This is a genomic window from Methanoculleus sp., from assembly GCF_035363275.1.
Taxonomy (GTDB): Archaea; Halobacteriota; Methanomicrobia; order Methanomicrobiales; family Methanoculleaceae; genus Methanoculleus.
In genome coordinates, this window is sequence record NZ_DAOSET010000036.1 from 1 (window position 1) to 23,978 (window position 23,978).

A 23,978-nucleotide genomic window follows, 5' to 3' on the forward strand; every position below is an offset into this window, starting at 1 on the left:
CCCCGGAGACCCGGCAGGAGGTCCGCGACCTCTCGATCCGGCTCATCCTGCTGCTCGGCATGGTGAGCCTTCTGGGGAGCCTGATCTCGAACGGCGCCCGGAGCGTCACCGGCCCCTACATCCTCCTCCTCGGGGGGAGCGCGGCCGTCGTTGGTCTGGTCGCCGGATTCGGCGAGTTCATAGGCTACGCGTTGCGATCCGTCAGCGGCGTCTACATCGACCGGAATCACCGCTACTGGGTGGTGGCGATGGCCGGCTACGGCCTGCTCGCCGCCATCCCCCTCCTCGCCTTCACCGGACGATGGGAGGCTGCGGCCTTCCTCATCATCGCCGAACGGATAGGAAAGGCTGTTCGGACGCCTGCACGGGACACGATCCTCTCCCACGCGACGACGGCCATCGGGAGGGGATGGGGTTTCGGGGTTCATAAGGCGCTCGATCAGGTCGGTGCGGTCATCGGCCCGCTGGTGATGGTCGCGGCCCTCGTCCTCACCGGCGGCTACACCGCGGGGTTTCTCCTCCTCGGGATCCCTCTCGCCGGTGTTGTGATAATGCTCCTCTTCGCCCGGTCGGTGGTGCCGAGGCCGGGACGCCTGGAGATGAACGGAGGGACCATGGAGGAGGGGGGCGGTCTGCCCGGGATCACGCCATACGCCGCGTTCATCTTCCTCAGCATGGCCGGATTCACCAGCTTCCCGCTCATCTCGTTCCACTTAAAAGCCCTATCGCTCGTCCCCGATGCCGCCATCCCCCTCTTTTATGCCTCGGCGATGATGGCCTCAGTCGTCGTGGCGCTGCTCATCGGGCGGTCCTTTGAGCACATCGGCACCCATCTCCTCCTCGCCATCCCGGCCCTCAGCACTGCGACGGTCCTGCTCGTCTTCTCGCCCATCCCGGGTGCAGCGCTCGCGGGAGCGCTCGTCTGGGGGGCCGGGGTCGGGATCTTCGAGACATCACTCCGGGCATCGATTGCAGAGTCCACGACGGCGGCACAGAGAGGACAGGTCTACGGCACCATGAGTGCGGTCTTCGGGACAGCGTGGTTCGTGGGAAGTGCCGTAATGGGCGTCCTCTACGACGTATCGATCGGGCATATCGTCGCGTACGTCGTCATCGTCGAGGCTGCGGCGCTGATCGCCTACATCTGGATGTATCGCTCGCGCATCGCGGTGAGGTTCCAGGAGGGGATCGGTGACCTCATCTCGTAACCTTGCGGCGCGATTCCGTCCATGCCTTGAGCGCCCCCCCGATTGCGCCGCCGAGAGCGCCGAAGAACCCGAAGTAAAGGGCCAGGGCGAAGAGGAGGACGGCGATCCCGAGGCCGATGAGGGTGCCGATGGGGCCGAGGAATGCCGTCCCCCCGATGACGGCGATGATCGAGAAGATTGCGGCGACGATGAGTCCGCCCATGAGCCCACCGAGAGCGCCCCTGACCGCTCCCGGGGGCCCGAGGTAGCCGCCGATGATCCCCCCGACGATCGGGCCCCCTACCGGGAAGAAGGGGCTTACAACGAGCATGAAGATGAGTCCCACCAGCGTGGAAACCCAGTACGAACCGCCGTCCTCTGCCACTACCCACCTCCCGGTTGAGAAGAGCCGGGGAGGATCGCCCCCCGGTGATCACCCCGTGTTACCGTCCTATCGCCGGATCGCTCCCGCGATGACGCCGCCAATCAGGGAGAGAAGCCCCTGGTAGACGAACGCCGCCACGATAATGACGAGCGATGTGCCGAGGCCCGCGATGAACCCGAACGCCCCGAGCAGGACCGTGCCGCCGACAAGGAGCAGTACCGCGATGACGATGGCACCGAGGATGCCGGCAAGAAGCCCGGCCTTTGCGCCGTTCGATATCCCGCGTCCCGACATCCAGCCGGCGACGAACCCGCCGACGAGCGGCCCGATGACCGGCAGCAGAAAGCCGAGAATAAGCCCCACAAGCCACCCAACGATGACACCAGTCCAGAAGTTATCAGCCATATCGTTCCATCACCGCCGGGAATTCGGAGATGTAGTATATAAGTTTAGGGGTCGGGCGCCGGTCAACGGCGTATCCGGGTCCCGGCCCGCCCGGCAAGGGCTGCGGTGGCTGAACCTAGTGATCCGATGGTCACCCGGTCCCCCCCGGCATCGAGGAACCCGACGGCAGCCTCGATCTTCGGCCCCATGCTCCCGGCAGGGAACTGCCCCGCGAGAAGGTGCCGTCTCGCCTCGGCGACCGTCATCTCGGAGAGATCCTGCTGGTCCGGCCGCCCATAGTTCAGGGCAACGCGCTCGACATCGGTCAGGATCAGGAGGTCGCCGGCGCCGACGAGCCGGGCGAGAAGCGCCGCGGTGTAGTCTTTGTCCACCACCGCCTCGACGCCCCGGAGGGTGCCCCCGGGACCCTTGATTACCGGGACGCCGCCGCCGCCCGCGGCGATCACGACCACCCCGGCCGAGGAGAGCCGGCGTATCGCCTCTCCCTCCACGAGGGCGATCGGGCGCGGCGAGGGGACCACCCGCCGGTAGCCCTGCCCCGGCATCTGCACCATCCGCCAGCCCTTCTCGGTTTCGAGCCGTTTTGCCTGCATCGCCGTGTAAATCGGCCCGATAGGTTTCTCCGGAATCTCGAACGCCGGGTCGGCAGCCGCGACCAGGGTCCGGGTGAGCACCGTCGCGATCGGGCAGTCGACCCCCGCCGCAAGAAGCGCTTCCTGCATCGACTGCGCGAGCATGTAGCCGATCATCCCCTGACTTTCCGCCCCACAGACATCAAGCGGCATCGGCGGGAGGATATCCTTTGTCAGTTCGTTTCGGAGGAGAATATCCCCCACCTGGGGCCCGTTCCCGTGCGTGATGACGACGGCGTAGCCGTCGCCTGCTATCTCTGCGATATGCCGCGCAGCGCAGCGGACATTTGCGAACTGCTCTTCGGCCGTCCCTGTCTCCCGGTGACGCAGGATGGCGTTCCCGCCGAGCGCAACTACCACGGCCTTTCCCGCCATCCCACTACCCCCGCTCCAGCGTGCAGGTCATGCAGTGGGGGCCGCCGTAACCCCCCGTCAGGTTCTCAAGGCGGAGTGGACGGACCTCGATACCGTGCCGGGAGAACTCCTCCTTGTGCGGGAAGAACCGTCCGGTGTTCCTGATCCGGCGGTAGTCCTCCTCCGCCGCGCGGAGGAGCCGCCCGTAGCGTTCCGGATCGCGCGTGGCCTTCCGTTCCAGGTTCTGGAGAACCATCCGCATCACCCGCTCCCCCTCCACCGCAAGGATGCACCCGTCGCGGATGCAGAGGATGTTCGCGGCGTAGGAGAGCTGCTCCAGGATCGAGAGGTCGATCACCGAAAACCCCTTCGACCTGACATAATCGTAGAGGCTCACGGTCTCGCCCGCGGGCTCGTACTCCCTGCCCGCCCGGGAATAGACGTCGACCTGCGCCCGTCGAAGGAGGACCTCAGAGCCGATCACCACCCCGCTTCCCGCGACGTTGAAGTAGGTGTCCAGATGCATATCGACCATCGGGTCGGGCCGGTCGCTCGGGATGAGCGGGTGGCCCGGCTGGTGGACGACGCCGATCTCGTCGTAGCTGGGGGTGCAGTCGAGGAACTGGCATACCCCGGCATGGTTTGTCCGGTCTCCGGTGCCGACGAGGGCGAACTCCCCCATCGGCATGAAGTCCCCGCCCTCGAAGGTCCCGGGCTCCTCGACCGTCCCGGCGACCGGGATGCCGAGGATCTCCCAGAGGAATCGGGTAATCTCCGGTTCCCGGGCTCGCTGCTGTTTTGCCGGCCGCGCGACGACGAGGCCGCAGTCGGTCACTGCCTGCTGGTCCCGCATGAAGTAGAGGTTTGCAAGCGGCTCCTGCCCCGGTATCCGGACGTCCACCCCGCCCCGGGGGTGCCCCCGTCCCACCTCGAGGACCGGGTTCAAGAGGAGGAGAGTGAAGAAGTGCAGCGAGTCCAGTCCGTCGGCGTTCTGCTCCATGCTCCGGCGCGCCGCCGCCACCTCTTTCACGTCCCCCCGGATGGTGACGGTCTCGTACGCCCAATCGACGAGCCGCCGCCGCACCGCCGGGTCGCGGTCGGCGGATTCAAGGACCGTCTCCTTGAGGTGCAGCACCCGGACGCCGAACTCCTCGCGGAGGGTGCGGGTGAGCGCATCGTGCTCCCGGCGCGCCTCGTACCGGCTGAACGCCCGCTCGTAGAGCGCTGTATACGGCTCGAGCAACCCGAAGAACATCTCGACCCCCGGCCGGTGAACAGCAACCGTCCGGAGCGGCTCCCACTCCGCCCGCACGCCCGTTATCATACTCTTCATCCTCCATGCCGGGGAGCAATGAAGAAGTACGCGATCATCACCCCGGCAGCCGTTGCTGCCGCGAGGATCCAGTTCACCCGCCCGCTGAGAGCAAAACTGATGCCGGAATAGATGGCAAACACGAGAATGCCGTAGAGGAGGGTTCTTGCATACCGATGCATCGTATGAGTCCTCTTGCCGGTGAACGGATAAACCTGCCGCGGACCGGGACCGGAGATTCAGGCGAGTTATCACCGTCAAAACAAGAAACTACGCTCTCAACGCTGTCCATCGCCTCCCGGGGAGGCGGGCAGAGCCATCCCCGGGGTCTGAAACCGCAATAATTATTATTCGGGGGAACAACCGACTCACAAGAGATACTATCCACAACCCCGGAGGTGTTCACCTTGAAGATCAGACGTTATAAGTCTCCCATCTCAACGACCGCAAAACCGTTCAGGATAGTGCGGCGGCTGCAGCGCAACCCGACCTACACCCCGCTCAGGACCGGGCCGGTGGTGAACGCCGCCGTGCTCGCCGCTCTCTCGGCGACATCGGCCATGTCCGGGCTGACGCTCGGGGTCTGCATCCGCCTTGCAGGGCTGTGAGACCGCCATCAACACCGCCTTTTTTGGGCCCGTCATAACCCGATGAGATCCATCACCCGGAGCCCGAACAGGACCATCCCCGACCGTAGCGCCCCGAGGAGGGTTTCGCCTTCGATTGTGACGGTGCCGTTTCGCATCGCCGCCCGGAACGTATCAAACGGTTGGTTTGACGCCATGACGTCCTCCACCACTGTGGAGTCGGCGGTCACCGTGACGAGCGGGTCCGGGCAGCCCTTTGCGTCGAACTGCACGATCTTCCGGTCGTGAAAGGTGATTCCGATGACCAGAACGCCGTCGGGAGAGACGACGTGAAGGTTGACCTTCTCGGCTTCGAACGGCCCGGTCACCCACCCCGGCAGCCGACCGGCATACTCGTTGTAGGTCAGGGTATACTCCCGCATCGCAAAGAGGAGGTTCACCTCTTCCGGGGTCATATCGGCGTTATCGACCACGAGCCCGCCCGTCCCCGCCACAAGCGTCAGCACTGCCAGGAGGGCGAGAACCACCCGGAGAGCCGGGATCACCGCAACCCCTCCGTCCGCTCCCCGCCTTCCGGTGCGCCGGTGCCGGGAGTGATGCTACACCCGGATAGAGTCCCCTGGTTGCCCCTGCGGGCGAGCGAATAGCAGCCGTACATGCCGTCTCTGAGGAGGAGTGAGGAAGTTCAGGTATTTCAGAATATCTATCCGCGCCCCACGGGGGAGGGGGGCCGGAACGGGTTTGCCGCCCGGGACCGCACCCCGGGGTGCAGGCAGGGCGACCGGGGCCGAGATCGCGCGGACCCCGCGTGGAAGGGCGCATCCGGGCGGGGAAAAGGAGATATGGCGGCACCGTGTATGGAGAGTTAAGAAGCGCGGACAATCTCTGTACCCGGGCAGATGGTGACCTGTGGAAGAGGATAATATCATCGAGGTGCGGGACCTCGAACATACGTTCAACGGTTTTGCTGCGGTGCGCGGCATCAGTTTCACCGTCAGGAGAGGCGAGATCTTCTCGTTCCTCGGCCCCAACGGCGCAGGAAAGAGCACCACCATCAACATCCTGACAACGCTCCTCCCCCTTCAGAAGGGTACGGTGCGGGTGGCCGGCTACGACGTCGCACGGGAACCCGGGAGAGTCCGGGAGTCCATCGGCATCGTCTTCCAGGACGATGTGCTCGACCGCGACCTCACGGTCCGGGAGACGATGGAGTTCCACGGACGGCTCTACGCCATTCCCCGCGACGAGCGGCGCCGACGGATCGACGACCTGCTCCGGGTCGTGGAACTCGGCTCAAAACGGGACGAACGGACGAAGAACCTCTCCGGCGGCATGAAACGGCGGCTCCAGATCGCCCGGGGGCTGATGACCCGGCCGGAGGTCCTCTTCCTGGACGAGCCAACGCAGGGGCTCGACCCCCAGACACGGATGCGGATGTGGGAGTATATCCGGCAGGTGAACGGTGCCGGGACGACGATCTTTTTGACGACACATTATATGGATGAGGCTGATATGCTCTCGGATCGGATCAGCATCATCGACCACGGCAAGATCGTTGTCTCCGGCACCCCGGGAGAACTGAAGAACACCCTCGGCGAGGACGTCGTCTACCTGGAGACGGCAGACGACATGAAGGCCCGGGAGAGCCTCCGGGGGGTCGGGGAGATTCAATCTATCACCGAGTCACCCCGCGGCCTCTCGATCACGATCTCGGCTGACGGGAGCCACTGCCTCCCGCGGATCGTCGATGCGGTGCGTGGCGCCGGGATCGGGATCTCGAGCGTGAACCTCAAGAAACCGACGATGGACGACGTGTTTGTCTACTACACCGGCAGGGAACTGCGGGATGAAGGGGCATGACTGCCATGGCATGGGAGTTCCTCACCGTCTACTGGCGCGAGATGATCCGATTTGTCCGGTTCAGGACGCAGCTCCTCTCATCGCTCCTGCAGCCGGCGCTCTGGATGGCGTTTTTCGGCGTCGCGATGTCCTCGAACTTCAACCGGTTCACCTCCGCCATTCCGGCCCCGGCTGGCATCGTCCCGGTCGACTACCTCACCTTCATGGCCGCCGGGGTGATCGCGATGACAACCCTCTTTACGAGCCTCTTCGGGGGGATCAGTCTTCTCTTCGATAAGAACTGGGGGCTGATGCGGGAGATGCTCGCGAGCCCCATGCCCCGGACCCACATCATGCTGGGGGTCAGCCTCTCGGGGATGACGAAGTCGTTCATCCAGGTGGCCATTATCATGGCGTTCGGGCTCCTCCTCGGGGTAGAGTTCTTCCCCGGGTTTTCGGCCACGCAGATCGCCCTCTCGGTCCTCGGCATATTCGTCTTCGTCGGCGTCTTCTCGCTCGGGTTCCTCCTCTTCTCCTCAACCATCTCAATGCGCCTCGAGAGCCCGGAGGGGCTGCAGGGGATCATCACGCTCCTCACCCTGCCACTCTTCTTCGTCTCGAACGCCCTCTACCCCATCCAGGCGTTCCCGCCGCTCTTACAGGCTCTCTCGATCTACAACCCGCTCACCCACCTGGTCAGTGGGGTCCGCTACTTCGCCCTCGGGAACGACTTCTTCGCCGTCGGCGCGCGCTACTCCTACACCACGACCGACGTCCTCGTATCGTTCGGTTACCTCGCGGTCTTTGCGGCGGTGATGTATCTCCTCGCCCGCCGGACGTTTGAGAAAGCGGTAGTAACATAAGAACAACCAAGAGAAGGGTGAACATGCAGGGAACCAGGTATGCAATGCTGGTATTGCTGGTCCTCGCCGTCGTCGCCGGCTGCGTCGGGGTGCCGGGCCTTGAGACGACGGAAGGATTCAACCAGACGGTCACGGTGGAGCCGGATAGCGATCTCGTCGTGATCAACCGGAACGGCGGCGTGACCGTGAACGTCCGGGAAGGGGAGACTGTCGTCGTCAGTGCGGTCAAACGGTCCGTCTACGGCCAGGGCGAACTTGATATGGTCCGGATACAGGTGACGGAGGGCGATCCTCTCCGGATCGAGACGGTGTATACCGGAACAGTAAACCCGCGGGTGAGCGTCGACTTTACGATAGAGGTGCCCCCCACGCTCGTCCTGCAGATGGTGGAGAGTTCGAACGGCCCGATCGACCTTGCAGGGGTGCGGGTGAACGCGACAGAACTCCGGACATCAAACGGTCCCGTGCGGGTTCGCGGCGCTCCCGGCGGTGACATCACGGCGGCCACCTCGAACGGACCGATCGAGGTGCGGGGCGCCGAAGGCTACGTCACCGCAAGGACCAGCAACGGCGGGATCACGGTGGAGGGGTCCACGGGAGTTGCAGAACTGCAGACCTCGAACGGCCCGATCGCGGCCGAGATCCCTGCCGTCCGGGGTGATGTGGCGATCACCACAAGCAACGGCCGGGTAGCACTCCGGCTCGCGGAGGACCTCGACGCCAGGATCGTCGCCACCACATCGAACGGTCGAATCGCGGCTGGCGACCTCCCGCTCCTGGCGAGCGAGTCGTCGGGTACCCGGATAGCGGGCACGCTCGGCGACGGAGGGGCGACGATCGCCGTCACCACCTCGAATGGGAATATCGATCTTTCGGGGCTCTGAACCCCGTAACCTTTTACCCGTACGTGACCAACCTTCGAACATCCATGAACCGCCCGCACCTCCTCTACTTCACCGTAGAGGGGATATCCTGTGCACTCCCGCTTGCCGATACCCGGCAGGTCGTCGGCATGGTGGCCCTGCAGCCGGAGACCGGCGGGCGCAGGGGAGTCGCCGGGACCATGAACCTGCACGGCAGGATCGTCCCGGTCTACTCGATCCGGAGACTCCTCGGTCTCCCGGAACGTCCTCCTCTCTCCACCGACGTCCTCATCATTGCTCACCCCGGCAAAGACTGTGTGGCCCTCTGGGTTGATGGGGTTCGGGGGGTGCGGATGAGCGCAAAACCCCTCCTACCCGGGGACACGCCCCCTCTCCCCGGCGTGCTGGTCGCGGAAGACGAAACAGTCCTCATCCACGATCTTCCGGCATTCCTTGCGGCAGACGAGAGCGGACAGTTCCCCCATCTTCCGGGCGGGGTCGAGGCCGGTGAAAAGGAGTCGGCCGATGATCCCGGGAGAGCCGGAGGTATCCTCACCAGCCGGGCGCAAGCGATCGCCCGGCCGAACGAGGAGCCGCGTGAGACCCGGTTCTCGGAGATCCTCACGTTCCGGCTCGAAGGTCGGGAGTACGCCATCGAGACGCAGTACATCCGGGAAGTCTTTATCATCCGCGAGATCACCCCGGTTCCCGGGACGCCCGCTTTCATTGCCGGGATATGTGCCGTCAGAGGGGAGATCATCTCCGTCGTCGATCTCCGCACGCTCTTCGCGATCCCGAAACACGGGCTGACGGACCTCAACCGGGTCATCGTTCTCACTAACGGGACGATAACCTTCGGAATCCTTGCGGATTATATCACGGATATCGGTACCAGGCCGACCGACCGGTTCGCTCCCATAGTTCCCGGCACGACACCGATCAAGCAGCGGTATCTCCTGGGGACCGCAGACGGATCGACGATCGTCCTCGACGCGGGGGCGATCCTCGCCGATCCCGTGATGGTGGTGGACGAAAACGGAAACTGAGACCGCATAACGATCGTTATTGAAAAAATCCACGCGAAACCGCTTATTTTCCAAAGGAACATTATTTAATCCCGCGTGTTCATCACTTAATTGAGCCGTAGAGGAACAAGCGGAGCGGATATACCATGTTCACATTTTTTTCTGACATGAAGGTCGGAACGAAGATTCTCGTCATCTGCCTATTTCTAGCGATCATTCCGGCGCTTATGCTCGGCGTGGTAGCGTATACCAGTTCGAGCGGTGTGATAAACGACCAGATTGAGACGTTGCTTGAGACACAGGTGCACGATGCGAAGGGATGGACCAACGATGTCTACAAACTCACGCGCAACAAAGTGAACAGCGACCTCAACGTCCTCCGGGAGAACTTCTATGCCCGGGGCACTCCCGAGATCATCGACGGGAAACTGACGTTGGTGGGCGCCAACGGCGATCCGTATACCATCAACGATAACTTCGAGATCGTCGATCAGGTCCAGTCTCTGGTCGGCGGGGCGGCGACGGTCTTTCAGGTGAACGACAACAACGCCGTCCGGATCTCCACAAACGTCATCGGGACCGACGGCAGCCGGGCGGTCGGGACCGAGCTGACTCAGAACGTCTACGACGTCGTGGTGAGCCAGGGGGAGACCTATTACGGGAGCAGGGACCTCTTCGGTAAACGTTACGTCACGGCATACGAGCCGATAAAAGACAGCAGCGGCAAGATCGTCGGGGTCCTCTTCGTCGGGACGGAGGAGGGGGAGACGCTCGACGTCGTCAGGGCGAGCCTCAGAGACACGGTCATCGGCAGCAACGGTTACATGTTCGTCATCGACAGCACGGGAGAGGTCCTCGTGCACCCGTCCCTCGAGGGAGAGAACTGGTCGGACGAAGGCTTCGTCCGCGAGATGATCCAGAACAAGGTCGGGGTCATCCGCCACCAGATCGACGGCACCGACATCATCGATGCCTACACCTACTACGAACCGCTCGACTGGTACATCGTCTCGCGCGCCGAACTCTCCGACTTCACCGGACCGATCGATACCATCCGGAACACGATCATCGTCGTCCTCCTTGCCTCGATCGCGATCGGCGTCGTGATTGCCATCCTCTTCGGCCGCTCGATCTCTGAGCCGCTGCAGCAGGTGGTGTTGATGCTCAAAGAGCTCCGCAACGGCCACCTCTCCGCCCGGCTCAACATCAAGCGGCAGGACGAGATCGGGGTCATGGCTAAAACGATGGACGAATTCGCCGGCGACCTCCAGACAAACGTCGTCGGGAACCTCAAAAAGATCGCCCTCGGCGAGTACGTCAAGGAGTTCCCGGTCACCGACGAAGGCGACGAGATCCGGCCTGCGCTCGCGCTGATGGTCCAGTCGCTCGACCACCTCCATAAAGAGACGATCAAACTCACGGATGCTGCACGCGCGGGCGACCTCTCCATCCGTGGCGACGAGACGGCATTCCGCGGCGGCTACCGGATGATCATCGCCGGGTTCAACAAGACCCTCGAGTCGATCACGGAACCGGTGAACGAGGCGATGCGGCTTGCCAGGTACTACGCTTCCGGTGACTTTACCGCCCGGTTCGACGAGAAGATCCCGGTCGCCGGGGAGTTCGTCGCTTACCGCGACGCCCTCAACACCATCGGGATCGAGCTCTCGCGGCTGATGAAACTGATCAGCGAGGAACTCTACGAGGGCGTCTCGGTCCTCTCCCTGGCATCGAACGAGATCCTGGCGGTCACGACCCAGCTCTCCGCGGCCAGTTCGCAGACCGCCGCAACGGTGAACGAGACCTCGGACTCGGTCGAGAGCGTCAGGAAGAAGACCGAACTTGTGAACCAGAAGACAAAAGGTGTCTCCGAGAAGGCGATGCGGGCGCTCGACGTCTCAAAGGACGGCCAGAAGTCCGTACGCGAGATCCTCGAGGGTATGAACCAGATCCAGCGGCAGATGGATATCGTCCGGATGAACGTTATCCGGCTCTCGGAACAGAGCCAGGCGGTCGGCGAGATCATTGCAACGGTGACCGATATCTCCGAACAGTCCAACCTGCTCGCGGTGAACGCCTCTATCGAGGCTGCAAAGGCCGGGGAGTTCGGGAAAGGGTTTGCGGTCGTCGCAAACGAGATTCATAACCTTGCCGAGCAGTCGAAGAAGGCAACCTCGAACATCCGGGTCATCCTCACCGACATCCAGCAGGGAGTCTCCTCGACGGCGGTCTCGACCGAGCAGGGGATCCGGTCCGTGGCGGACGCAGCCCGGTTGACGAGCAACGCGCAGGAGGCGATCGAGGTGCTCGCCCGGTCGATCGCGGACACTTCGCAGGAGGTGATCGAGATCGCGGCCTCGATCCAGACGCAGGCGTCAGGGATAGACCAGATCTCCCGCGCGATGGAGAACATCCGCGACGCGGCACAGAAGAATCTCGAGACCACCCACAAGGCGGAGAAGACCGCAGGGGACCTGCACGAGCTCGGTGGCCGCTTGAAGAGGATCACCCAGCAGTACCGGGTCTAACACGGCTGCCATGACGGGATCGGACGAAGCATTTCGCGCCCGCCTCCTCGAGACGTTCCGCGAGGAGGCGGACGAGTATCTTGAGGCGATCACCGGCGGACTGCTCGAACTCGAGAAGGGGGGGCTCGAGCCCGAACTGGTTGAGTCGGTCTACCGCAGGATCCACAGCCTGAAGGGAGCAGCGCGTGCGGTCAATCTCCGGGAGATCGAGTCGGTCTGCCAGAACCTCGAGACCGTCTCCTCTCTGGTGAAACGAGGCGAGTACACTCCCGGGGAGGACGACTTCGACCTCTTCCACCGGACGCTCGCGGTCGTGAAGGCGCTTCTCCGGGGAGAGCGACCCGATGCCTCACCGGCGGAGATCATCGGGGCGCTCCGGGCCCTTCCCGAAGGCAAGAAGTCGGCCGGCGACGAGAAACCTGTCGGGGACGGCCGGCGAGACGAACCGGGTCCGGCCCCGGGGGAGAACCGCGCTCCCGGGACGGCTGAAAGCCGCAACGGCGGCGAAACGACCCTGCCGGGGTCGGACGGCGGCACCGTGAGGGTTGCGGCCCATAAACTCGACCGGCTCACCGCCGGGGCCGACAGCCTCCTCACGACACAGCTCTTCATCACGCAACGGATACGCGATCTCGAGGAGATGATGACCCGGTTCACCCTCTGGCAGTGGAACCACTCCCAGGCGTTCAACGACCTGCACCTGATCCGCAGAAGGGCGTTCGGTGAAGAAAGGGCGGCGATCCCTCCCGACCTTATCCTGCCGCTCCAGCGAGCGGTCGAGTTCCAGGAGTACAACCGGGAGTTTGTGGCCAATCTGCAGCACGATCTCGCCATGCACCTCCGGGCGATGGAGATGGACCAGACGGCGCTCAAAGCGAGCATCTCCGAGATCTCCGACCTGGTTCACGATGCCGCACTGTTGCCGGCTTCGAGCATGCTCGCGCCGTTCTCTGCGTTCGTGAGAGAGTTCTCCCGAACCTCGGGGAAATCTGTCGACCTCACGATCGAGGGGGGTGAGATCGAGGTCGACCGGCGTATCCTCGACGCGTTGAAGGAGCCCGTCACGCACCTCATCAGGAACAGCATCGACCACGGGATCGAGGACCCGGAGACCCGGCTGGCCCGGAAGAAGCCGGCCAGCGGAACGGTCCGGATCCGGGTCTTTCCCCGCTCCGGCAGCAGGGTCGGTATCGAGGTGGCCGATGACGGTGCCGGCATCGACAGCAGTGCTATCCGGAGGACCGCTCTTGAGAACGGGGTGATCACGATGGACGAGGACGCGGCCCTCACGGACAGCGAGGCGATCTGGCTCATCTTCAAGTCGGGGATGACGACAAGCCGGATCGTCACCGACCTCTCCGGGAGAGGACTCGGCCTTGCGATCGTGGAGGATGCCGTATCCCGCCTCGGTGGGGAGGTGACGGTCTCCTCGACTCCAGGGAGAGGAACTACCATCACCTTCTTCGTCCCGGTGAGGATGACCACCCTCCGCGGGCTGCTCGTGCGCTCGGAGAGGCAGGTGTATGTCCTCCCGATACAGCAGGTGAAGCAGGTGCTCCGGGTGCGCCCCGACTCTCTCGCCATCTCCAGGAGCCGGCCGACGATCCGGGTATCGGGGGAGACGATCGAGGTCATCCGGCTCACCGACGCCCTGGGGGTCCCCGCGGCCGGTCCGGCACCGGAAAAGGGGCGTCCGACACCCCTGGTCATCATCGCATACGGGGCGGGACAGATCGCGTGCATGGTTGATGAAGTGATCCGGGTGCAGGAGATCGTCGTCCGGCCGCTCGGGAGCCAGCTCCGCTCCGTCCGGAGGATCGAAGGAGCCGTGATCCTCGGGGATGGGAGCGTGGCACTCGTCCTCGACCCGCTTGAACTGATTCAGGACGCAATGCAGGCAGATCGGCCGGCGCCGGCACCTCGACTCCCGGGAGAGACGGGGCAGCGGATCCTCGTCGTGGAGGACTCGATCACCTCGCGAGTCCTGCTTCAGACGGTCCTTGAGAGAGCAGGGTACCGTGTAGAGACTGCCGCCGACGGTGTCGACGCACTCGCAAGATTTAAGCAGCATGAGTTTGATATGCTCGTTTCAGATGTGGATATGCCCCGGATGAACGGTTTTTCGCTCATCGAGAAGATTCGTGCCGAAGCCCGACAGACTGCCGATCTCCGGGTGGTAGTCGTCACTTCTCTCGACTCACCCGAAGACCGGGAGCAGGGGAAGGCAGTCGGGGTAGATGCCTATATTGTCAAGAGCAGTTTTGAGACGAAAGGCTTTCTTGAGACAATCCGTCGCCTGATGCATCGCCGCTGACAGAGAGGGAGCAATTACTATGAAAGAACGAGGAGAAAGAACGCCAATGAGCATTCTGGTGGTGGAAGATAGCCGGACGCAGGCAGAATATCTTCGCCACATTCTTGAGACGGAAGGATACGACGTCACCCTGGCTGCAGACGGCGCCACGACGCTACGGCGGATTGAGGCCGCACCACCCGACATCGTTCTGACCGACGTCCTGATGCCCGGGATGGACGGGTACGAACTCTGCCGCCGGATCAAGCAGATGAATGCGGAGATCCCGGTTATCATGGTCACCAGCCTCTTCGACCCTGCCGACGTGATGAAGGGGCTCGAATCCGGGGCCGACAGTTTCATCGTCAAGCCCGTCACCCCCGGGCACGTCCGCACCCAGATCGAGGCTGTCCTGCGGACGGCGGAGATGCCCGACCCGGACGGTTCTCCGGCAGGACTGGAGGTTCCCTTCTCCGGCAGCGTGTATACCATCTCCGCCGGAAGGCTCAAGATCCTCAACACCCTCCTCTCAACGTATTCTATCGCGGTGACGAAGAACACCGAGCTCCAGGAGGTGCAGGAACAGCTGCACTCCTTAAACGATCAACTCCAGGAGGCCGTCGGGGATCTCTCGCGCAGCAACGAGAGCCTTGTGGCGGAGAACCAGGAGCGGAGACGTGTGGAGAAGGCTCTCGCGGATGCGAACAGAAAGCTCCAGCTCATGGCGAGTATCACCCGCCACGATCTCTTGAACCAACTCTCGGCACTCTGGGGATACCTGGACCTGGCTCTCACGCTGCACGAGCGGGAGCCGGCGAACGCGTGGCGTCATGTCGAGAGCGCCAGGGGGATCGTCGATCGGATCAGCAATACCCTCCGGTTTACTGCCGAGTATCAGGATGTGGGAGCCGCGTCCCCCGTCTGGCAGGAGGTCCGATCGCTCGTGGAGCGAGCGGAGAAGTACCTCACGATGGGGACGATAACCCTCGAGAACGCCGTTCCGGTGGGGGTGGCGATCTACGCTGACCCGCTCATCGAGAAAGTCTTCTCAAACCTCATCGAGAACGCGCTGCGCTACGGGGGGACGATCACCACGATCACCTTCAGCCTCAGGCAGGAGGGGGATGCGTTCACCATCATCTGCGAGGACGACGGGGTAGGGGTCGCTCGCGACGAGAAGGAAAAGATCTTTACCTATGCGCACGGCATGAACACCGGCCTCGGCCTCTTCCTCGCCCGGGAGATCCTCGCCATCACGGGGATCGCAATCAAAGAGACGGGAGTGCCGGGGAAGGGAGCACGGTTCGAGATCCGTTGTCCGGCGGAGGTGATCCGTGTCGACGGCCGGGGCGCCTGACGGGTGCGGAGCGTGGCGCCGGGACTCCCGGTGCCGATCCGGTCTATTCATACACCGGCAGGCCCCCTCATGAACGCCGGAAACCCCCTCGCCGTCTCCTTCTCCGGCACACGGAACCGGATCGCGGCCATCGCCGTGCTGACGGCGCTCACCCTCGGTGGAAACCTGCTCGGCCTGCTCCTCGGCGCACCGGAAGGGCTCCTCCCCCTCCCGGCCCTCCCGCTCAGCATCCCGATCATCCTCGCGAGTTACTGGTACCCCCGGCGCGGTCTCCTCTTCTCCGTATGCCTCGCGGCCGCCTACGCCGTCACGGTCCTCCTCCTCTCTCCGCCTGATCCGCTGCTCCCGCTCACCATTCTCCCCCGTGCGGTCTTCCTCATCCTCATCGGCGGGGTGGTCGCGCTCCTCTCGTCGAGGCTCCGGGAGTCCGAGCAGCAGATGAACCAGATCATCGAGTTCCTGCCTGACGCGACGTTTGCCATCGACCGCGAGGGGAGGGTCATCGCCTGGAACCGCGCGATCGAGGAGATGACCGGGGTGAAGGAGGAGGCCATCCTCAACCGGGGGGACCACGAGTACGCCATACCCTTCTGCGGGGAGCGGCGGCCACTCCTCGCAGACCGGGTCCTCCAGAGCCAGGGGGAGCAGCCGCAGGTTCTCGTCTCGGAGAATACCATCCCGCGTCTCCGCGACGGGAAGGGAGCGCACCTCAGATCCGCGGCGACCGCGCTCATCGACGCAAACGGCAATGTCGCCGGAGCCATCGAGTCCATCCGGGACGTGAGCGATCAGGTGATGATGGAGGCCGCGCTCCAGAACGCCAGCCGCCAGCTCAACACCCTCTCGGGGATCCTGCGCACCGATCTCTCCAACCGCCTCGCCGTCCTGTACGGGCACCTCTCGGTGGGCGTGATGAAGTTCGACGACCCGGAGATCCTGTCGTTCATCGGCGACCTGAACAACGCTGCGAACGGTATCCGGCGGCAGATCGAGATCTCCCGCGAGTTCCGGGATATCGGGACGTCGCCGCCGGCATGGGTGCCCGTGCAGGAGACCGTCAGGCAAGCTGCCGCCGGTCTCACCTTCGGGACTGTCTCCCTCGAAGTGTGGACGGAGCGGCTCGAGGCCTTCGCCGACCCCCATCTCGGCACGGTCTTCTCCCACCTCTTTGAGAACTCGCTCGCTCCGGCAACGGGGGCGACCCGGATCGTCGTCACCTACCACCTGCGCCCGGAAGGTTGTGCAATCATCGTCGAGGATGACGGGACCGGGATCCCCGACGCAGAGAAGGAGGGGCTCTTCGTCCAGAAGGCGGAGGGATACGGGCACGGACTCTTCCTCGCTCACGAGATCCTCGCCATCACCGGGATCACGATCCGCGAGACGGGAACACCCGGCGAGGGGGCGAAGTTCGAGCTCCTGGTGCCGTCAGGGGGGTACCGCATTGTCTGAGATGGTCCGTGAGCTCAGAAGCGCAGAGTTCCCGCTCGCCGACGAGGTCTGGCGCGACTACCACGGTATGACCGGTGATCCGGGCAGGGACAGGATCTTTGCAGTCTTCCTCGCCGGACGGATCGTCTCCCTCGCCCGGTGCAGGAGGCACCCCGACGGCAGCATGGAGGTCGACGGCGTCTTCACGCCCGAGGCCTGCCGCGGGAGGGGGTATGCCCGCATGGCAGTGAGCGCTCTCGTCGTGGCCTGCCACAACGACGATCTCTACATGTACGCGGTCGAGAGCCTCGCGGGGTTTTACGCGGAGTTCAGGTTCATCTCGATACCGGAGCGCGACCTCCCTCCCGCCATCCGGGAGCGCTACACCTGGGCGGCGGGGAATATGGAGGGCGCGGAGGTCCGGCCGATGCGTCGCAGAGCAGGGTTGTGAGCAGACCCCGCAACCCTTATCTCCTGTCGACCAGAGATTACTCGCACGGGAGCCGATAAAGAATGGCAGACGTCTATTTCGCGAATCTCCGGGCGAGGAGCCACCACGAGAGCAAAGTCCAGAAGATCCGCCGTCTCTTCGATGCGGCCGGGTTCGGCGAGGCGGTCCGGCAGGGGGACCTTACGGCGGTCAAACTGCACGTCGGGGAGCGGGGGTGCGACACCTACCTGCACCCGGTCTTTGTCCGGCAGGTGGTCGATAAGGCGAAGGAGAGGGGGGCCCACCCGTTCATCACCGATACCGGCACCCTCTATGCAGGGAGCAGGGCCGACGCCGTCAGGCACACCGTCACCGCCATCGAGCACGGGTTCGACTACGCGGTCGTCGGCGCCCCGGTGATCGTCGCCGACGGCCTTGCCGGCGGCTACTGGGGGGAGATTCCCGTCGAGGGGAAACGCTTCCAGAGCGTTAAGATTGCAGGGAATATCCTCGCCGCCGACAGCATGATCGTCCTCTCGCACGTCAAGGGCCACGACACCGCCGGGTTCGGCGGCGCTATCAAGAATCTGGCGATGGGCTGCGCCCCGCCCCGGGGGAAGGCGGAGCAGCATGCTGCCCGGCCATGCCTGGAGAGCGGGAACTGCATAGGGTGCGGCATGTGCACCATGGTCTGCCCGCAGGCGGCGATGACGGTCGTCGACGGGCGGGCAAAATTCAACCCTGAGCACTGCGTCGGGTGCGGCGACTGCGTGCGCTCCTGCCCTGAAGGGGCGATCGACTTCGACTGGACGACGGAGATCCGGCCGTTCATCGAGCGGCTCTGCGAGTACGCCCTCGGCGCTGTCCGCGGCAAACCCAGGCGGGTGGGCTACATCAATTTCCTTCTCAACATCACCCCGGACTGCGACTGCGTCCCGTGGAGCGATGCGGCAATTGTCCCCGATATCGGGATCCTTGCCTCGACCGACCCGGTCGCGATCGACCACGCGAGCTTTGACCTGGTCAACAGCGAGCGGGGGTTTGCCCGGACACACCTTGCAGCGAACTTCGCGCCGGGGGAAGACAAATTTAAGGGGGTCTGGGACTACACGGACGGCGAGTACCAGATCGATTACGCGGCCTCTATCGGACTTGGGGAGGCCGATTACCGGCTGATCGAGGTGTAAGAGATGACGAACGGAAACGTGCTGCTCCTCTGCGGGAGCCCCCGCCTTGAGGGGAACACCGCACTGGTGCTCAGGGAATGCGCAAAGACCCTCGAGGGCGAGGGGCTTGAAACCGAGACCGTGCTGCTTGGACAGACGCGGATACTCTCCTGCACGGCCTGCGGCCTCTGCAGCGCCGGGGAGTGCGCTCTCGACGACGGTTTAAACGAGATCATCGAAAAGACCCGGGAGGCTGACGGTTTCATCGTCGGCACCCCGGTCTACTTCGGGACGGCGCGGGGAGACGTCACGGCGGCGCTCCAGCGGATAGGGATGGTCTCGATGGCCTCGGACTCCTTCCTCTCGCGGAAGGTGGGCGGCCCGATCGCCGTGGCGCGCCGGGGCGGGCATACCACGACCCTCCAGGAGCTGCTGATGTTCTACCTCATCAACGATATGATCGTGCCGGGCTCGACCTACTGGAATATAGTCTTTGGGCACGCGCCAGGCGAGGCTGCAGGCGACGAGGAGGGGATGCGGACGGTCCGGCGGTTCGCCGAGAACGTGGCGTTCCTGATCAAGAAGCTGCGGTAGGAGACCGGAGAAGAACCTTTTTCCATCTGCCCGGAGAGGGATCAAGCAATGGATCTGTCGTCCGAGCCGATTCATCCGGGCATCGCAGATACGGCACCGCTGACCCGGCGGGAGATCGCCGGCCTCCTCCCGGAGGTCCCGGACTGGTCGCTCGTGGGCGGGCGCCTCTCCGCCCGGTTCGCCTGCAGGGAGTTCGCCGACGCCGCCCGGCTCGTCCACGAGATCGCCGCGTTCGCCATGCGGGAGGGCCATCTCCCCGATATCGGAATCCACGAGAACCGGATGGTGGACGTGGCGTGGTACACCTACGCCATCGGCGGGCTCTCCAAAAACGACTTCATCATGGCCGCGCGGCTCTCCGACCGGCTCCGGTCCCGGCAGGCCGGGACCCTCTAGCCGAACGCCCGCATGACCCGGGCTTTGATCGCCTCTTTCGGGAGCGCGCCGACCACCCGGTCGACGTGCATGCCGTTTGCAAAGAAGAGGAGCGTCGGAATCGCCGTTATGCTGAACTGTGCCGCAAGCCGCGGGTTTTCGTCGACGTTGCACTTGCCGAAGGTCACCCGGCCCGCAAACTCGCGCGCAAGGTCCTCGATCACCGGAGCCACCATCCGGCAGGGGCCACACCATTCCGCCCAGACGTCGATGACCAGGGACGGATGGTTCCCTATGGTCTCCCCGAACGTATTGTCGACGATCTCGATGACACCGCCCGAGGTGCCCATGACTCTGGCCTCGAGTTCCCGGAGGCGCTCCTCCCGGAGACGCTGCAGGTCGTCGTCCACCGGTCCTTTCTCTTCCATGTAGCGGAAGTATGCTTCACGCCCGTATTAAAGTTAGGGAAAATGACGTCCCGAAGGGCGACTGTGGCTGGAGGCAGTGAGCGCGAGCACCGAAGATGGCTGCCGGGTCCGCGGATAAATATATAACCCCGGAAGTACAATGTTTACTACCTCACAGATGGGAAGCGAGGTGGGGTAGTCAGGAAATCCCGGCGGGCTCATAACCCGTAGACCGATGGTTCAAATCCATCCCTCGCTATGTCCGGTTCTTCAGCGCTTTTGTACACAGCCACATCCGGTCGTCTTTCAACGATTCTTCTTTCCGGAAAGCCGACGCGCTCGCACTCGATGGACCCTAAACGGGGTCGAAACGACGCGCGCAAGCAGGGCGAACCGATCAGCATGTGGATAAGACGTTTACAGAATCCCCGAGCACCAAAAATAGGGGATTGCCTCAACCCGAGGTAATCCGGTGAAGATTTCTCAGGTCCGTTCCTTCCCGGCCCTGAAGGCCGAGAGGTCGGACTGGTGGGTGCCGGCCACGTAGTCGACGACGCAGTGACAGCTCTTCTCCCCGTTGATATCCACCGGGTAGCACCCGGTCAGGCACCCGGTGCAGAGGTTCCGATCACCGCACCCGATCGCCTCCACCAGGTCCTCAAGCGGGATGTAGGTGAGCGAGGTTGCCCCGATACTCGCCCGCACTGCCTCGACCTCCCGACCGCTCGCGATGAGCTCCGTGCGGGTGGGCATATCCACCCCGAGGTAGCAGGGGGCGATGATCGGCGGAGAGCCGACCCGGAGGTGGATCTCTTCTGCCCCCGCGTCCCGGATCATGTTCACGATTCGGCGGGATGTCGTCCCCCGGACGATGCTGTCGTCGACGAGGACCACCCGTTTGTCCTTCAGGTTCCCCCGGACGGTGTTGAGTTTGATCCTGACCGCCCGCTCCCGCTGCTGCTGGGTCGGCATGATGAACGTCCGGCCCATGTAACGGTTCTTCATCAGTCCCTCGACGAACGGGATCCCGGACCGTTCAGCGTAGCCCGCGGCATACGCGATGCCGGAGTCCGGGACCGGGCAGACCGTATCCGCCTCGACCGGGGCAGCATCATGGAGTTTCTGCCCGATCCGGCGCCGGACGTCGTAGACCAGCGTCCCGTCGATGACCGAGTCGGCGCGGGCGAAGTAGATATACTCGAAGATGCAGTACGCCGTCCGGTTCGCGGTCGCTATCTGGATGGAGGAGAGCCCGGTCTCATCGATCCTGACCAGTTCTCCCGGGCGCACGTCCCGGATGAATGTGCCGTCCAGCGCATCGATCGCCACGCTCTCCGAAGCGACGATGTAACCGCCGTCGATCTTGCCGATACAGAGCGGTTTGATGCCGAGCGGGTCGCGGAAGGCGTAAACGGTCTCGTTTAACAGCGCGACGGCGGCATAAGAACCCCGCAGGCGCCGCATGCAGAGCCGGACCGCATCCTCCATGCTCTTTGAGGTCCGGAGGGCATCGGCGATGATGCTCCCGATGATCTCGGTATCGGTCGTGGTGCAGAAGATCTGACCCCGGCGCTCGTATTCCTCCCGGAGTTCGATCGTGTTCACCAGGTTGCCGTTGTGGGCGATCGAGAGGTCGAGCCCCTGATACCGAAAGTTGAACGGCTGAACGTTCTCAGGAACTTTTGACCCTGTCGTCGGGTAGCGTACGTGTCCGATTCCGGCGTTGCCCCGCAGATCCTGCAGGGTATGGCTGTTGAAGACCTCGGCAACGAGCCCCTGGGCCTTGTGGGTGTAGAGGGTCGTGCCTTCAAAAGTGGAGATCCCCGCGCTCTCCTGCCCCCTGTGCTGGAGAGCGTACAGGGCATAGTACAGCGGAAAAGAGACACCGCCAGCATCGACGATGCCAACGATACCACACATGATACAGCTCTAATGCGTCGGTACCTTTGCCTTCTTCTCCGTCCAGCGGTAACTGCGGATTCTCCGGCTTCTGCCGAACCCGCAGGCCGCACAGACCTTGTGCTGTGCGTGGAACGAGATTTTGCCACATCGCCTGCAGGCGATGTGGGTGCGTTTCTGCCGCTTGCCCATCGAGGGTGTGCCTTTTGACATTATCTCTCACCTACTCATTCAACTGAAGGGGTAATGTAGATCACATTGTCACCGCGGACGATCAACGTGCCGAGTTTCTGCGCCGTGCCGTCCACTTCTTCTTCTGCCTTATCCAATACCAGATTCATGTGAACGTCGTATCCCTGGAGGATTCCCCGGATCTCCCTTCCACCTTTGAGGCTGATGATGACGGGCTGACGATTCAGTACCTGATCTAAAATATCCAACGGTCTTGGCGTCATATGATTACCCTTTGCCGTCCTTTCTGGAGTAATATATTTGAGTGAGGAAGCTACTTAAATATAACCGCGTTGCTCTGCATCGCATGATAGGTCCTTGAGGTCTCGATTCCATGCCGAAGATCACCGTAAAGAAACGTCACGTCATCCGAAAGTCGCAGATAACCGGGCTCCTGGACCGGCTCACCAACGAGATCGGAGCGTCGGCCGAACTCTTCCGGTCCGACCGGATCGAGCGGGTGGAGACGGATGCCCCCATCGAGATCTACCTGGTGGATAAAAAACCGCTCCTGATAGCCTCCGGGGACTGGGCCTTCCCCACCCTCCGCGGCCTCGTCGAGCACCCGATCCCCGAGCGGCGGGTGGTCGTGGATGCGGGCGCGATCAGGTTCGTCGCAAACGGCGCGGATGCCATGCGCCCCGGGATCGTCTCGATCTCGCCCGATGTCAGGGAGGGGCACCCGGTGCAGGTCGTCGAAGAGCGCTACGGCAAACCGCTCGCCGTCGGTATCGCGCTCTTTGATGCCGCCGATATGGAGCAGCAGGAGAAGGGTAAGTCGGTCAAGAGCATCCACTTTGTCGGAGACGACATCTGGAATCTCGAGATCTGAACCGATTTTAAAAGATACTATTAAATAAAATTCTTCCCTCACTTTTCTTATGGTTAAGAAGCTCTTTGACAGCATCCTCGGTAAAAGTCCCGTTAAAAACGAAGATGAATACATGGAGCTCGATCTCGCCTCATATGAAGGGTCGAGCACCGAAGAACCAGCAGCCATGTACATCAAGATCGCCACCATCGCCGACCTCAAAGATACCCCCCGCGTCAAAGACGAGGTCTACAACGGCAACATCGTCATCGTCGATATCGGGCGGCTGAAGATGGACAAGGTGACGTTCGAGCGGGTCTTAAAGGACCTCCGCGACGTGGCAAAAGACGTGAACGGGGATATCGTCGGTCTTGGTGAGCAGAAGTACGTCGTCATCACGCCGATGTCCGTCAAGGTCTCCCGCGAGAAGATCGGCGGTGGCGTCTAGTGCGGGAATCCTATCCCGGAACCTGTCCCGCGTGCGGGGGTGATATCCAGATGGTCCACCACCGCCTCGAGATCCCCCACTTCCCTGATCTCCTGCTCGTCGTGATCTCCTGCGGCGCCTGCGGCTACCGGCACACCGACACCATCATCCTCGGGGAGGGCAACCCGGTCAGGTGGACGGTGCGGGTCGAGGAGCCCGGGGACCTCGCCATCCGGGTGGCCCGGAGCACGACGGGAACGATCGAGATCCCGGAACTCGGCCTCGCGGTCGAGCCCGGGACCGCCTGTGAAGGGTTCGTCACCAACATCGAGGGGGTTCTGTCCCGCTTCGAGCAGGCGGTGGAGACAGTCCTCGCGAACCCGGAGAGCGACGAGGAGCGGGCAGCCGCACTCCAGATGCTTGATACGCTCGCCGCAGCGCGGGAGGTGGCCGTCCCGTTCACGGTCATCCTCGAGGACCCCGCCGGAAACAGCATGCTCGTCAGCGAGAAAGCCGAAAAGATGCTCCTCGATCAGGGCGAGACCTGATATTTTTCTTTTTGCCCCACCGGGTTACT

The 23,978-nt window shown here is 63.3% G+C and carries 27 protein-coding genes and 1 tRNA gene; 18 read left to right on the top strand and 10 right to left on the bottom strand.

Annotation, left to right across the window (positions count from 1 at the left end):
* A partial coding sequence (locus PLN84_RS08910; RefSeq protein ID WP_348532015.1) for an MFS transporter occupies window positions 1-1,208 on the top strand: 1,208 nt, incomplete at its 5' end.
* On the opposite strand, the gene PLN84_RS08915 is transcribed toward PLN84_RS08910, so the two are convergent.
* The 5 genes from PLN84_RS08915 to PLN84_RS08935 all read right to left on the bottom strand — a co-directional run bounded on the left by PLN84_RS08915 (window position 1,198) and on the right by PLN84_RS08935 (window position 4,457).
* Window positions 1,198-1,572: a hypothetical protein gene (locus tag PLN84_RS08915; protein ID WP_292383205.1), complete on the bottom strand. Its 375-nt coding sequence runs from the start codon at window positions 1,570-1,572 to the stop codon at window positions 1,198-1,200. The genes PLN84_RS08910 and PLN84_RS08915 overlap by 11 nt on opposite strands.
* Window positions 1,573-1,638: 66 nt before the next feature.
* Window positions 1,639-1,977, bottom strand: coding sequence for a DUF5518 domain-containing protein (locus tag PLN84_RS08920; RefSeq protein ID WP_292383207.1), 339 nt, complete (start codon window positions 1,975-1,977; stop codon window positions 1,639-1,641).
* A gap of 62 nt (window positions 1,978-2,039) precedes the next feature.
* Window positions 2,040-2,984: a carbamate kinase gene (arcC, locus tag PLN84_RS08925; protein ID WP_292383208.1), complete on the bottom strand. Its 945-nt coding sequence runs from the start codon at window positions 2,982-2,984 to the stop codon at window positions 2,040-2,042.
* Window positions 2,985-2,988: 4 nt separating this feature from the next.
* Window positions 2,989-4,287, bottom strand: a complete 1,299-nt coding sequence (locus tag PLN84_RS08930) for an arginine deiminase family protein (protein ID WP_292383210.1) — start codon at window positions 4,285-4,287, stop codon at window positions 2,989-2,991.
* 5 nt (window positions 4,288-4,292) lie between these two features.
* Window positions 4,293-4,457, bottom strand: a complete 165-nt coding sequence (locus tag PLN84_RS08935; protein WP_292383212.1) for a hypothetical protein — start codon at window positions 4,455-4,457, stop codon at window positions 4,293-4,295.
* Window positions 4,458-4,682: 225 nt separating this feature from the next.
* Here PLN84_RS08935 and PLN84_RS08940 point away from each other — a divergent pair, with 225 nt between their 5' ends.
* Window positions 4,683-4,883 (top strand): hypothetical protein, encoded by a 201-nt coding sequence (locus PLN84_RS08940; RefSeq protein WP_292383214.1) that lies wholly within the window; start codon window positions 4,683-4,685, stop codon window positions 4,881-4,883.
* 32 nt (window positions 4,884-4,915) lie between these two features.
* Here PLN84_RS08940 and PLN84_RS08945 read toward each other — a convergent pair whose 3' ends face one another.
* Window positions 4,916-5,407: a hypothetical protein gene (locus PLN84_RS08945; protein ID WP_292383215.1), complete on the bottom strand. Its 492-nt coding sequence runs from the start codon at window positions 5,405-5,407 to the stop codon at window positions 4,916-4,918.
* A 364-nt stretch (window positions 5,408-5,771) separates the two neighbouring features.
* Here PLN84_RS08945 and PLN84_RS08950 point away from each other — a divergent pair, with 364 nt between their 5' ends.
* The 12 genes from PLN84_RS08950 to PLN84_RS09005 all read left to right on the top strand — a co-directional run bounded on the left by PLN84_RS08950 (window position 5,772) and on the right by PLN84_RS09005 (window position 19,647).
* A complete protein-coding gene (locus PLN84_RS08950) occupies window positions 5,772-6,722 on the top strand; it encodes an ATP-binding cassette domain-containing protein (RefSeq protein WP_292383217.1) in 951 nt (316 codons plus the stop codon).
* Between the two features lie 5 nt (window positions 6,723-6,727).
* On the top strand, window positions 6,728-7,564 hold the full coding sequence (locus tag PLN84_RS08955) for an ABC transporter permease (RefSeq protein ID WP_292383736.1): 837 nt from the start codon (window positions 6,728-6,730) through the stop codon (window positions 7,562-7,564).
* A gap of 23 nt (window positions 7,565-7,587) precedes the next feature.
* A complete protein-coding gene (locus tag PLN84_RS08960) occupies window positions 7,588-8,448 on the top strand; it encodes a DUF4097 family beta strand repeat-containing protein (RefSeq protein WP_292383219.1) in 861 nt (286 codons plus the stop codon).
* A gap of 44 nt (window positions 8,449-8,492) precedes the next feature.
* Entirely contained in the window at window positions 8,493-9,473 is a 981-nt protein-coding gene (locus PLN84_RS08965; RefSeq protein ID WP_292383221.1) for a chemotaxis protein CheW, read from the top strand.
* 146 nt (window positions 9,474-9,619) lie between these two features.
* Complete coding sequence (locus tag PLN84_RS08970; protein ID WP_292383222.1) at window positions 9,620-11,980, top strand: Cache 3/Cache 2 fusion domain-containing protein; 2,361 nt, start codon at window positions 9,620-9,622, stop codon at window positions 11,978-11,980.
* A 10-nt stretch (window positions 11,981-11,990) separates the two neighbouring features.
* A complete protein-coding gene (locus PLN84_RS08975) occupies window positions 11,991-14,294 on the top strand; it encodes a chemotaxis protein CheW (RefSeq protein ID WP_292383223.1) in 2,304 nt (767 codons plus the stop codon).
* A gap of 46 nt (window positions 14,295-14,340) precedes the next feature.
* Window positions 14,341-15,630, top strand: a complete 1,290-nt coding sequence (locus tag PLN84_RS08980; RefSeq protein ID WP_292383225.1) for a response regulator — start codon at window positions 14,341-14,343, stop codon at window positions 15,628-15,630.
* A 12-nt stretch (window positions 15,631-15,642) separates the two neighbouring features.
* Entirely contained in the window at window positions 15,643-17,082 is a 1,440-nt protein-coding gene (locus PLN84_RS08985) for a PAS domain S-box protein (RefSeq protein WP_292558644.1), read from the top strand.
* A 1-nt stretch (window position 17,083) separates the two neighbouring features.
* The gene (locus tag PLN84_RS08990; protein WP_292383738.1) at window positions 17,084-17,512 is read left to right on the top strand and encodes a GNAT family N-acetyltransferase; all 429 of its coding nucleotides are present in this window, start codon (window positions 17,084-17,086) and stop codon (window positions 17,510-17,512) included.
* Window positions 17,513-17,574: 62 nt separating this feature from the next.
* Window positions 17,575-18,678 carry a DUF362 domain-containing protein gene (locus PLN84_RS08995; RefSeq protein WP_292383228.1) on the top strand — a complete coding sequence of 368 codons (1,104 nt, stop codon included), beginning with the start codon at window positions 17,575-17,577 and terminating at the stop codon, window positions 18,676-18,678.
* A 3-nt stretch (window positions 18,679-18,681) separates the two neighbouring features.
* A complete protein-coding gene (locus PLN84_RS09000; protein ID WP_292383230.1) occupies window positions 18,682-19,251 on the top strand; it encodes a flavodoxin family protein in 570 nt (189 codons plus the stop codon).
* Window positions 19,252-19,299: 48 nt separating this feature from the next.
* Window positions 19,300-19,647, top strand: coding sequence for a 4a-hydroxytetrahydrobiopterin dehydratase (locus PLN84_RS09005; protein ID WP_292383232.1), 348 nt, complete (start codon window positions 19,300-19,302; stop codon window positions 19,645-19,647).
* Here the strand turns inward: PLN84_RS09005 and trxA are convergent.
* Window positions 19,644-20,054 carry a thioredoxin gene (trxA, locus tag PLN84_RS09010; protein ID WP_292383234.1) on the bottom strand — a complete coding sequence of 137 codons (411 nt, stop codon included), beginning with the start codon at window positions 20,052-20,054 and terminating at the stop codon, window positions 19,644-19,646. The two genes, PLN84_RS09005 and trxA, sit on opposite strands and share 4 nt — an antisense overlap.
* 163 nt (window positions 20,055-20,217) lie before the next feature.
* Between trxA and PLN84_RS09015 the strand changes: the two genes are divergently transcribed.
* Window positions 20,218-20,292, top strand: a tRNA-Met gene (locus tag PLN84_RS09015).
* Window positions 20,293-20,516: 224 nt separating this feature from the next.
* Here the strand turns inward: PLN84_RS09015 and purF are convergent.
* The 3 genes from purF to PLN84_RS09030 are packed head-to-tail and all read right to left on the bottom strand — an operon-like array spanning window position 20,517 to window position 22,387.
* Window positions 20,517-21,953, bottom strand: a complete 1,437-nt coding sequence (gene purF, locus PLN84_RS09020) for an amidophosphoribosyltransferase (RefSeq protein WP_292383235.1) — start codon at window positions 21,951-21,953, stop codon at window positions 20,517-20,519.
* 9 nt (window positions 21,954-21,962) lie between these two features.
* Window positions 21,963-22,145 (bottom strand): 50S ribosomal protein L37e, encoded by a 183-nt coding sequence (locus PLN84_RS09025; protein ID WP_082122590.1) that lies wholly within the window; start codon window positions 22,143-22,145, stop codon window positions 21,963-21,965.
* A gap of 14 nt (window positions 22,146-22,159) precedes the next feature.
* Window positions 22,160-22,387, bottom strand: a complete 228-nt coding sequence (locus tag PLN84_RS09030; protein ID WP_292383237.1) for an LSM domain-containing protein — start codon at window positions 22,385-22,387, stop codon at window positions 22,160-22,162.
* A gap of 110 nt (window positions 22,388-22,497) precedes the next feature.
* Between PLN84_RS09030 and PLN84_RS09035 the strand changes: the two genes are divergently transcribed.
* Genes PLN84_RS09035 through PLN84_RS09045 form a run of 3 tightly spaced genes read left to right on the top strand, consistent with a single transcriptional unit; the run spans window position 22,498 to window position 23,949 of the window.
* Window positions 22,498-22,995, top strand: coding sequence for an RNA-binding protein (locus tag PLN84_RS09035; protein ID WP_292383238.1), 498 nt, complete (start codon window positions 22,498-22,500; stop codon window positions 22,993-22,995).
* Window positions 22,996-23,044: 49 nt separating this feature from the next.
* Window positions 23,045-23,422, top strand: coding sequence for a cell division protein SepF (gene sepF / locus PLN84_RS09040; protein ID WP_292383240.1), 378 nt, complete (start codon window positions 23,045-23,047; stop codon window positions 23,420-23,422).
* Complete coding sequence (locus PLN84_RS09045; RefSeq protein WP_292383241.1) at window positions 23,422-23,949, top strand: ZPR1 zinc finger domain-containing protein; 528 nt, start codon at window positions 23,422-23,424, stop codon at window positions 23,947-23,949. Before sepF ends, PLN84_RS09045 begins: the two co-directional genes overlap by 1 nt.
* Window positions 23,950-23,978: the final 29 nt, after the last annotated feature.